The sequence below is a fragment of the Phyllobacterium calauticae genome, from assembly GCF_019991125.1.
GTDB lineage: Bacteria > Pseudomonadota > Alphaproteobacteria > Rhizobiales > Rhizobiaceae > Phyllobacterium > Phyllobacterium calauticae.
Map to the genome: position 1 here is coordinate 1,122,435 of NZ_JAGENB010000002.1, position 10,143 is coordinate 1,132,577.

11 protein-coding genes are annotated in these 10,143 nt (G+C 53.9%); 8 read left to right on the top strand and 3 right to left on the bottom strand.

The genetic code is table 11. The features are described 5' to 3' along the window. Window positions 1–388: 388 nt before the first annotated feature. Both J1W56_RS11495 and J1W56_RS11500 read left to right on the top strand, forming a co-directional pair. The gene (locus J1W56_RS11495; RefSeq protein ID WP_223613377.1) at window positions 389–1,027 is read left to right on the top strand and encodes a hypothetical protein; all 639 of its coding nucleotides are present in this window, start codon (window positions 389–391) and stop codon (window positions 1,025–1,027) included. Window positions 1,028–1,145: 118 nt separating this feature from the next. Then, entirely contained in the window at window positions 1,146–2,009 is an 864-nt protein-coding gene (locus tag J1W56_RS11500) for an eCIS core domain-containing protein (protein WP_223613378.1), read from the top strand. A 262-nt stretch (window positions 2,010–2,271) separates the two neighbouring features. Here the strand turns inward: J1W56_RS11500 and J1W56_RS11505 are convergent, their stop codons facing one another. The 3 genes from J1W56_RS11505 to J1W56_RS11515 all read right to left on the bottom strand — a co-directional run bounded on the left by J1W56_RS11505 (window position 2,272) and on the right by J1W56_RS11515 (window position 3,773). Further along, window positions 2,272–2,499 (bottom strand): hypothetical protein, encoded by a 228-nt coding sequence (locus J1W56_RS11505; protein WP_223613380.1) that lies wholly within the window; start codon window positions 2,497–2,499, stop codon window positions 2,272–2,274. Window positions 2,500–2,623: 124 nt separating this feature from the next. After that, a complete protein-coding gene (locus tag J1W56_RS11510) occupies window positions 2,624–3,148 on the bottom strand; it encodes a DUF6998 domain-containing protein (RefSeq protein ID WP_223613381.1) in 525 nt (174 codons plus the stop codon). Window positions 3,149–3,257: 109 nt separating this feature from the next. Continuing rightward, on the bottom strand, window positions 3,258–3,773 hold the full coding sequence (locus tag J1W56_RS11515) for a DUF4145 domain-containing protein (RefSeq protein WP_223613382.1): 516 nt from the start codon (window positions 3,771–3,773) through the stop codon (window positions 3,258–3,260). A 194-nt stretch (window positions 3,774–3,967) separates the two neighbouring features. Between J1W56_RS11515 and J1W56_RS11520 the strand changes: the two genes are divergently transcribed. Genes J1W56_RS11520 through J1W56_RS11545 form a run of 6 tightly spaced genes read left to right on the top strand, consistent with a single transcriptional unit; the run spans window position 3,968 to window position 10,141 of the window. Beyond that, the gene (locus J1W56_RS11520) at window positions 3,968–4,363 is read left to right on the top strand and encodes a hypothetical protein (RefSeq protein WP_223613383.1); all 396 of its coding nucleotides are present in this window, start codon (window positions 3,968–3,970) and stop codon (window positions 4,361–4,363) included. Further along, window positions 4,251–5,723 (top strand): terminase large subunit domain-containing protein, encoded by a 1,473-nt coding sequence (locus J1W56_RS11525; RefSeq protein WP_223613384.1) that lies wholly within the window; start codon window positions 4,251–4,253, stop codon window positions 5,721–5,723. The genes J1W56_RS11520 and J1W56_RS11525 overlap by 113 nt, the downstream gene beginning before the upstream one ends. Then, complete coding sequence (locus J1W56_RS11530; RefSeq protein ID WP_223613385.1) at window positions 5,723–7,864, top strand: portal protein; 2,142 nt, start codon at window positions 5,723–5,725, stop codon at window positions 7,862–7,864. The genes J1W56_RS11525 and J1W56_RS11530 overlap by 1 nt, the downstream gene beginning before the upstream one ends. Next, window positions 7,861–8,100 carry a hypothetical protein gene (locus J1W56_RS11535; RefSeq protein ID WP_223613386.1) on the top strand — a complete coding sequence of 80 codons (240 nt, stop codon included), beginning with the start codon at window positions 7,861–7,863 and terminating at the stop codon, window positions 8,098–8,100. Before J1W56_RS11530 ends, J1W56_RS11535 begins: the two co-directional genes overlap by 4 nt. A 34-nt stretch (window positions 8,101–8,134) precedes the next feature. Further along, the gene (locus tag J1W56_RS11540) at window positions 8,135–9,130 is read left to right on the top strand and encodes a hypothetical protein (RefSeq protein ID WP_223613387.1); all 996 of its coding nucleotides are present in this window, start codon (window positions 8,135–8,137) and stop codon (window positions 9,128–9,130) included. A 24-nt stretch (window positions 9,131–9,154) separates the two neighbouring features. After that, on the top strand, window positions 9,155–10,141 hold the full coding sequence (locus J1W56_RS11545; RefSeq protein ID WP_223613388.1) for a DUF5309 domain-containing protein: 987 nt from the start codon (window positions 9,155–9,157) through the stop codon (window positions 10,139–10,141). Window positions 10,142–10,143 lie beyond the last annotated feature (2 nt).

Consider the following 10,143-nt stretch of genomic DNA (forward strand, 5'->3'; position numbering starts at 1 on the left):
GGTATTGCGAGGGATTCGGTATCAAGGTCCGTCCAGTGTCGCAGGCAGTCGAACAGAGGCCACCCAATACGATTTATGGCGGCAGGATCATCGCACGGATGTTGAGACGAATGGGGCCGGATCATACCGGCCTCGTTCTCATGTGCATCCAGGCGTCGGATCCGACTTGTCTGTACGGCGATACGCTCTACGCGGTCAGCCGCTTCATAAGGGCTCATAGAAACGACAGAGCGAGCCGAGCAGCGACGATTGTAGAGTTTCGCGCTGTTGCTCTAGCTGAACTTCGAAAACGCGCTCAGCGGGCTTCTATGGGCGAAATGCAAATAATGACGAAACGCTCGGATGCCTTCGCCACACTGATCTGGAATGAAATGGAGAAAGAAGCAGCATGAAAATGACCGATACCATGGGTGCGATACTGGAACGGCTTATTGAGGCACAGGAGACAGACGACGCCCTGCCTGTGCGCATTGGGCCGAAAGCATTCGGGAGCGCCATGCCGGATTATATTCATAGCGCACACGATCTATTCGTTCAGGAACGTGAAGACCTGCAGAAGACCGGCGGCAAGAACTGGACAAGGATGAAGAACGAGCGCCGCAAGGAGATCGAGCGCCGTGCCCGGGCGTCCAAAGAGCGTATAACCCGCATGGATGAGGCATTTACGTGGATTTTGAGCGCTGTTCCCAACGACGAACATCGTAAATGTCTGCTCGCCTATGCCATGGTGAAGGCCCGCGGCTGGGACTGGAGCCGGTACATCTCGGCCAGAAACCGGAAAACTGCGCAAGAAAACGCATGGAATAGACGAACGGTGTATCGCTGGAATGAGAAATCAATTCAAAGTATTGAGGAATATTTTCTCAAGAATGGCCTGCCGTTGAGCCTGCAAGGGGATTGTCCGATGTCACAAATCGAGGCAGAAAGCACAGGCAAATCGATAACATCCGGTTTGTATGCGTGGCGCTCAGAGGATGCAAAACCTCGTGGAAATGCTGAGTTGCGGCAGCCGATCCAGTCGAGTTGAATTACCCCAGCCCACGCGCTCATTCACTCTACGCTGTTTGTGTTAATTCAATATAGCTACGAAGCTTTTATTGCGATTGGTGTATGATACGAGAGTTAAATACTAAATTGGGGGCGACATGATGTTACGTGCTATGTGTATTGCCGCTGTCGTGTCGACTATTAGCAGCGGGGCCTTTGCTTGGGATCCATGGGGCGATGTAACACATCCTGAAAGGATTATTACAAATACTCAAAGAACCATAAATGATACAGTAAATGACATCCCAAATGTGCCTAGAAATATCCAAAACACAGTTACCAGCGCAGGTAAAACAGTAGATCAGTGGAGAATGGAGCTCTTGGCAAATGCTTCTGCTCCTGCTTTGGAAGGTTGGTTCGTGGCATCGAGGGATAGTGCTGCGAATGGTGGAGTGATGTCGATACCACCTCAAATTAGGCAAGCGCTTGAGGGGTTCTACGATGACGACATCCTTAACCGTGTAAGGTACAAGGTTGGGGACAACGGCGCGTTCAATCTAGCAAGTGTGTCCATAAGTTATGGAGATGCCGGAGCCGTCACTCTTATCGATATTGTCGTATTTGCCAATCAAGCGGGTGCCAACAATCCAGTACTATGGGCACATGAGTTGAAGCACGTTCAGCAGTTTCGAGATTGGGGCGTACGTGATTTTGCAATTCGGTACCTGAGAAGTTGGAATGGGGTTGAAAACGAGGCCTATGCCGCCGAAGGTCAATTCGCACAGCTGTTCGCTGGTCGGTCGACCACAATTCCGCAGCAAACCCAACCCTCACAGTTTCAACAACCAATGCCAAACCCAATGCAACAACCGGTTCAACCGGTGCAAATGCAACCTCTAATGGGTAGTTTCTGTATGCTTCCAAACGGTATGAAATATGGACCCGGTCTAGCGAATCCCGTTGGCTCCATTTGTACGGTAGGAACCCCATGGGGTTTGATGCAGGGATTTATATCGATGTAACGCGGTTCTAGCTTTGTTAACACGGAGTTTGAATTTCAGCCCCGCCTAGTGCGGGGTTTTTCATTTCAGTTTGAGCAGTGCGCCGGAACAACGATGCACAGCGGAACGCCGCTCTCAATCGCCGGGATGCTCAATTCAATACCAAGCGAACCCCGATGGAACGCGAAGGCTGAAACATTCGGATGGCTTGGTTATTTATCAGGACGGTGAGCAAACCCGCTGGCCGGCAAATCTAGCCGCCGTGAAGAATGGTCTGTCCTGATCACTGAGATCGCTCTACAGCGAAAGTGGGCGCATCGTCGCCTTCACCATGTTGCAGGAATTCGACAAACTCAGCCATAACCCGCTCAGCAATGATACGGTTCATCGCCAATTCAATAGGTCCTGTATCCGTTTTGAGCGTTATAATGCCAAGCAGCGGGTCTTGAGATAGAAGCGTAACGTCAGCGCCAAGCATTTTGTTGAAGCCCGATTTGCCCAACTTTGCCATGATTTCCGCCATCCTTGCATGCGTTGTCGCGTTTGATGCCCGAATAGCTGCTTTCCGTAAAGCGCAAATCACAGCACAACGTTCCAGTCTGAAATGATGGCCACGTTGGTCGAGGAAGTTTGAGTTAGCAATTCCAGCCTTGCCAACCATCTGGGGTAATCAGCAATGGTAATCTCTCGTGGTCTTGCACTTCTTTGTCGGCCTCGCGGATCCGCTTTGGCTCCAGCACTCTCTGGTTTTTAAACCCAGGCTTGATCTTTCGAAACGCATAATGTTCGGGACCGTTAAATATGATCGAGCCGCAAGCTCTTTTCAGGTCAAGTTCGAAGAAGAGCAGGAAATCAGCACGTTTCTCTGTATTCCGAAACGCCGGCCCCCGATTTGTGCCAGTTGCCTTAACCTGAACAGTGTGTTTGCCATCAAGGGTAAGACCGTCAGTTCCGGCCGCAGCTTTCCTTTCGTGGAGCTTCACTCCAAACAATTGAACAGCAATGGCTTCTCCAATATCGCCGATCAGGTTGCCGTCGAGTGTAAATTTGAGCGTGGCGCTACTGCCTCGTTCTTCCATGATTTGGTGATAGTGTCGGCTCACTTCATCGCGGGCTTTCACCAAGTCCGTAATTTCTTGCGGCAGCTTAAACTTGCGCATGCATCCCCCTTATTGCTAGCGATAATCAAGCGGTTTGATAAACGGAAAGCAATAGGGGAACTCTCGCCGGACGCACGGGAAGAGCTTCACGGCTTCCCGTCATGGATGTTTATGCGGTCGCGGCTGCATCAATGCCGCGTTGAATTCTGGCAGTTAGTACAAAGAGAAAACTGCCGAGGGCTTCAGCGAATTCCACGGATTGTTGGGCTTCGCTTTGGGTAACGTGAGGACTATCTTCATCTGCATGCCGTGGTCTGTTTGAACCGAGGCGGACTGAATGTGCCCAATCCGCCATTCCTTGGGTCAAAATGTTATCCTCTAACGCTTTGTCTATTCGCTGGTACAAACTGCCCGTTTTGTAGTCCTTTGCCTTCAACATAGCGTCAACGGCACTTCCCGCCATTACGGCGGCGGCATCTGGTGCATTCAAGGTTTCATACGCTTGCTGTAGGAACCTTCTCGCTATTTCTGGAATGTCTTCATGCGCTTGTTTCGCAGCGGGATAAATCTCGTCAACAACAATCGAGTTGGCGAGATATCGTCCACACGCCCCAGTAACGCAACCACAAGATGTGCAACTGAAAGCGCCCCAATACTGCGGTTCTCCACCGTCTAATCGTGCCATCGGACCGGGACTAGCCCAGACCTTGTGCAAGAGGGGATTTGCGATACCGCAGTGCGGGCATCTGTTAACGCCCAACAATTGTGGGCCCATTGTTCCCAGTCCCAACTGAGTTTGAGATATCAAAGTCCGAATTACCATTTTATTCCCCTCGAGCTGTCTCTTTTGCTCGCAAATATCAAGGTAGATGTCGAGTCATGAGCGACGACAAAACTCCCCGTAAAAACGGGAAATCTGCGGGAAAAGCAAAACCACCTGTTGAGCATCAGTTCAAGGCAGGCAATTCGGGTCGCCCGAAGGGTACGCGCAACAAGCTTGGCGAAGCATTTCTGGAAGATTTGCTCGTCGCATGGGAAGCGCAGGGGCCCGCTGTTATTCACACCGTGATCGAAAAGCGCCCGCAAGATTTCCTCAAGGTAGTGGCATCGCTCATGCCGAAGGATTTGAATGTCAACATCAACCAAATGGACGGTATGACGGATGAGCAGCTTATCGCCAGCCTCCGCAGCCTCGACGCCGTCATCCAGCCTTTCCTCGCTGCTCAAGCAGAAAATGGAGATAGCGAAGGAAATCCAGCGCAGACAGCGCACTAACAAGCTTCGGTTCTATTCGCCTTACGCAAAGCAGCGTGAATTCCACAGGGCAGGGCTCACGCATAGCGAACGCCTGTTCATGGCCGGTAATCAGTTGGGTAAGACCGTTGCTGGCGGCGCTGAATGGGCAATCCATCTGACCGGTCGTTATCCCGATTGGTGGGATGGAGCGACATTCGAACGGCCGCCGCTTCTTTGGGCTGGGTCAGTCACCGGTGAAAGCACGCGAGACAATCCACAGCGGATATTGATCGGTCCGCCTGCCCTCGAGGAGCAGTGGGGGACGGGCTTCGTACCAGCGGATTGCATTCGTGATCGCACCCGCGCAATGGGTGTGCCGAACCTTCTGGATAACGTTGTCATCCGATGGGGTGGCGGCGGGGACGTCCAGGCAAGTGAAAGCGTCGTTGCACTCAAGGCTTATGAAAAGGGCCGTGAGAAGTGGCAGGGCCCGACAGTTGATGGTGTCTGGTTCGACGAAGAACCGCCGGATGAAATCTACAGCGAAGGGCTGACCCGCACGAACAACGGCCAGCGCGGGCAGTTTACGCAAATGACATTCACGCCGCTGCTTGGAATGTCCACGGTGGTTAGCAGGTTTGTAATGCCAGCTGGTGACGACTTAGGAGACGAAGCCCGGCACGTCACATCCATGACCATTGACGATGCCGAACATTATTCACCGGAGCAGCGGGCAAAGATCATTGCGAGCTACCCGGCACATGAGCGGGAGGCTCGAGCAAATGGCATCCCAACACTCGGCAGTGGTTTGATCTTCCCGGTTCTGGAAGAAGACATTGTTGTCGAGCCATTCAAGATACCGGATATCTGGAAACAGATTGGTGGATTGGACTTTGGCTGGGATCATCCGACCGCAGCGGTTTGCCTCGCATACGATGCCGATAGCGATATCGTTTATCTGACCAAGAACTACAGGAAGCGTCAGGCAACACCGGTCATTCATGCAGCGGCGGTCAAGCCGTGGGGATCGTGGTTGCCCTGGGCATGGCCGCACGACGGCAACAACGACACGGCAGCGGGTGAAAACCTTGCATCACAATATCGAGCCCAACAATTGAACATGCTGCCAGAGCGGGCAACGTTCGAGGATGGCTCGAACAGCGTCGAGGCTGGATTGATGGACATGCTCGATCGGATGCAAACGGGCCGGTTCAAGGTGTTCTCGACTTGTGTCGAATGGCTGGAAGAACGGCGTCTTTATCACCGGAAAGACGGCAAGATCGTCAAGGAACGAGACGACGTCATATCGGCCTCGCGATACGCATTGATGATGCTCAGGTTTGCCAAGATGGACACGCCTGCAGGCCAATGGAAATTCACACCCCGTAAGGTGGTCTAATGCCCAAAATGAATGATCAAGAGCTTGCTGGCGTTGTCGGCGGGTTGCTGGCGGATTGTGAGAACTATCAGGTCTTGTATCGCCAGCCCGCGCGCATAAAAGCCCAGCAGTACTACGACGGCATTATGACCGACACAGCTTCGGATGAAGGGCGATCAAGCGCGATATCCAAGGATGTGCGCTCGACCATGAAAAAGGTCTTGCCGTCCCTTTATCGTGTGTTTTTCGGCTCGGACAAGATCGTCGAGTATGCGCCGATCTCGGAAGGTGACGAAGGCAGCGCGGATCAGGCAACCGACTACGTGAATTACGTCGTCCTCCCTGAGAGCGGAGGCCAGCAGGCCATTTATGACGCGATGCACGACGCGCTCTTGAAGCGCAACGGCATTCTGAAATGGTATGTCGAGAAGAAGAAAGAAACCCTGACCACCACGCATGACGGGCTTGATGAAATGTCAGCCCAGATGCTTGTAGCGGAGGAAGGCGTTGAAGTTCTTGGCGTTGCGCAAGATCCTGTGACAGGTTTCTACACGCTGCAAATCCGGCGCGAGATCGAGAAGAAGCGCATTGTTCTGGAGTGTGTGCCACTCAGGGAATTCTATATCCATCCTGACGCAAAGACGATTGAAGACAGCCCCATTGTCACGCACAAGGCGCTCAAGCGGCGCGGTGAACTGATCGCATCCGGGTACAAGAAATCCGTCATTGAAGCGCTGTCCGCTGCCGATGGTGCTGATATTCTTGATCGGCAGGATGAGGATGACGACAAGAGACAGCGTGTCATCGGCACAAGCGCACAGGGTCATCATCCGTCAATCGATGAAATCGAAATCATCGAAAGCTTTGTTCGCGTGGACTATGACGGCGATGGGATAGCCGAACTGCGCCGGGTCATTTACGCTGGCGGCTGCGACGAAGCCCATATGCTTGAGAACGAGCCGTGGGATGACATGATACCCTTTGGCGATCTGGTTGCTGAACGTGAGCCGCACCAGTGGGAAGGCCGTTCCATTCCAGACGATATCGAGGAAATCCAGCGCATCAAGACAGTGCTGCTCCGCAATACGCTCGATAACATCTACTGGCAGAACAACCTTCAGCCGATTGTGCAATCTGGGGCGATCCAGAACCCGGAGAGCGTCACACAGGCAAAGTTCGGTGAGCCGATCCGCGTCAATGATGGTGTCGATGTTCGGGCCGCTGTCGGTTATTCGGAGGTGCCTTTCGTTGCCGGGCAATCATTCCAGATGCTCGGTTATATGGATGAGGCGATTACCGATCGTACCGGCGTTTCAGACGCTTCCAGCGGTCTTGCGCCGGATGCCTTGCAGAATACCACCGCAAAGGCATCAGCCATGATCGAGGCGGGTGGCATCGCTCAGACCGGCATGACGCTGCAAAACCTTGCTCTTGGTCTCCAGCGTGTATTCAAAGGTGTCCTGCGTCTGGTCATCCAGCATCAGGATCAGCCGCGCACGGTACGCCTGCGAGACAAATGGGTGACGTTTGATCCGCGCTCTTGGGATGCAAGCATGGATGCCACGGTGAACACCGGTCTTGGTGCCGGTACGCGCGAACGTGACATGATGGCCTTGCAGTTTGTCATGGGGATGCAGGAAAAGCTTCTCGCCAGCTTCGGCGCGACTGACAATCCCTATGTGAAGCCTGACAATCTCTGGAATGCACTGTCCCGCATGGTCGAGGCCTCGGGTCTGAAAACCGTCAGCCTGTACTTCACCAAGCCTGATGACACTGAAATTCAGAAGATGATGGAAGCCAAGCGCAACCAGCCGGACCCGGAACAGGTCAAGCATCAGAATGCCTTGGAGCTAGAGCAGGCAAAGGGGCAGACAGCCATCACCCGCGAGACAGCGCAGGTTCAGGCACAGCAGGCAATCCGCCAGCAGGAACTTCAGCACCAGACTGAACTGAACCGCCAGAAATTGGCGTTGCAGGAACAGGATGATGCCCGCAAGGCAGAGCTTGAGCGTCGGCGCATGGAAGGTGAGTTTGCACTGGAGCGTGAGAAAATCGCTTCGCAGGAACGCATTGCACTCGGCAAGCACATTGAACAGCAGCAGCGCGATGAAGCAGCGGCTTTCATGCGTGATCACGGCCATCTTGCGGGGATGCACCAATGAGCCCGGAACGCGACGCGAACGATGCCCGCTGGCTGCTTGAGCATCCCTTGCTTGTGCGGACACTCGATGAATTGGAGCAGAGCGCCATCAATCAGGCGGTCAATGCTCCCTATGACGATCATGAGAAGCGGCAGGCGTCATGCGCCGATATCCGCTCTATCAGAGCTTTGCGGTCGAAGCTCACTGTTCTCGCGGAGAGCACAGCCAAACCGGCCCGCAGAGGCTCCGTTGCATAGGCACGGGGTCTAAACTACCCGAAAGGAAGTCACTATGAGCGGCGAACCCACCAACCTGCCATCTGGCGGGAGTGATAACGCACACCCCTCTGATGCCCTCGACACGGCACTTGATGCGATGTTTGACGAAGGGGAGACTGAAGAGTCCAACCCCGATAAATCAGGCAAAGCCGACGCCACCGATGGGACCGAGACGGATGACGCCTTAGAAGAAAATGGCGAAGAGACCGGCGACGAAGGCGAAACGGAAGGCGAGGGCGATGAGCTTGACCCTGACGAAGCAACCCTTGTCACACTTGCCGATGGAACAGAAGTCAGCCTGAAGGAACTCAAGGGCGGCTATCTGCGGCAGGGCGATTACCAGAAGAAGACGCAGGAGATTTCCAACCTGCGGCGTGATGCGGAGGCGAAAGTTGCCGCCATCACCCAGCAGGAAGCGGCGTTTTCTCAGCAACACTCCCAGTTGCAGACAACCTTGGATGGGTTGGTGGATTATCTGGCGCAACGTTTGCCGGAAGAGCCATCAACAACCCTCGCAATGACCAATCCCGGTGAATACACTCGTCAAAAGGCGATGTATGACGCGGCGGTCGGTGAATTGCAGACCATTCTTGCCACGAAAAAGCAGGTCAATGAACAGGGCCAGCAGGTTGCATATCAGCAGCATCAGGAACGGCTCAATGCCGAAAATGAAGCTCTGGTCGCAGCTTTCCCCCATATCGTTGACCCGGCCAAACGTGAAGTTTTCAACAAGGGCATTCTCGATATTGCCACGAAACTCGGGTTTTCGCCCGAGGAACTGGGCACGGTCGTGGATCATCGCTTTTTGAAACTCGGACACTATGCAGCCATCGGCATGAAAGCCCTTGAGCAGCAGAAGCTCGGCAAGAAGAAGCTCGATAAGGCACCGGCGATCACGTCCGGCCGAAATCGGGTGGTCAGCCCGCCAACCAAGGCCCTGCAAAATTACCGAAAAACAGGTTCGGTCAAAGACGCCAAGCAAGCGCTTGATGGATTTGACTGGTCCTAGCCATTTTCGAAAGGAATATCACAAATGGCTCAGGCAGCAGGTACTTCCGATACCTACGATATGAAGGGCAAGGCGGAGGATTTCCGCGATGTCATTTATACCGTGGCCAAGGAGGAAACTCCTTTTCAAAAACTGATCGGCACGGACTATGAAGTGACGGCAACCAAGCATCAGTGGCAGACTGATACCCTTCGCGCTCCGGCAACCAATGCCAAGCCGGAAGGCAACGAGACCTCCTTTACGGAAGTCGCTCCGACTGTCGAAGTCAGCAATTACTGCCAGATTTCCGACGAAAGCTTCATGATTTCGAACACTGCGGAAGCGGTCAAGAAGTATGGACGCAAGTCTGAAATCAAGCGTCAGACCGTCAAGAAGGCGAAGGAATTGGTCCGAGACATGGAGTATTCCATGGTCGGCGTCAAACAGGCATCTTCGGCCGGCTCTGCTGGTACTCCGGTTCGTCAGGCCGGGTCGCTCTGGACATGGCTTTCCACGAACGCCAATCGCGGCGCTACGGGTGCCAATGGTGGTTACAATCCGGCCACTAACCTGACTGTTGCCCCGACAGACGGCACTCTGCGCAACTTTGCAGAAGCGCAGATCAAGGATGTTCAGCAGAAGTGCTTCAATGCCGGTGCAAAGCCCACCGTCATTATGATGCACAGCAGTGTGAAGTCCACCTTCTCCGGCTTTGCCGGTATCGCGCTGAACCGCGTCGATCAGAAGGTCAGTAAGACCGGCGATGCTCAGGCCACCATCCTCGGCGCTGCCGACGTTTATCAGGGCGATTTCGGTTTTCTCACGGCGCTTGCCAATCCTTGGCAGAGTGTCCGCGACGTTGCCTTGCTCGACCCGGAAATGTGGGAAGTCGGTTTCCTTCGCGGCATCAAACAGACACCGCTTGCCAAGACCGGTGACGCCGAAAAGCGCCTGGTCAACTGCGAATGGACGCTGGTTGCCAAGAACGAGGCTTCCAGCGCGGTCATCGCGGACGTTCAGCCCACACCGTAAAC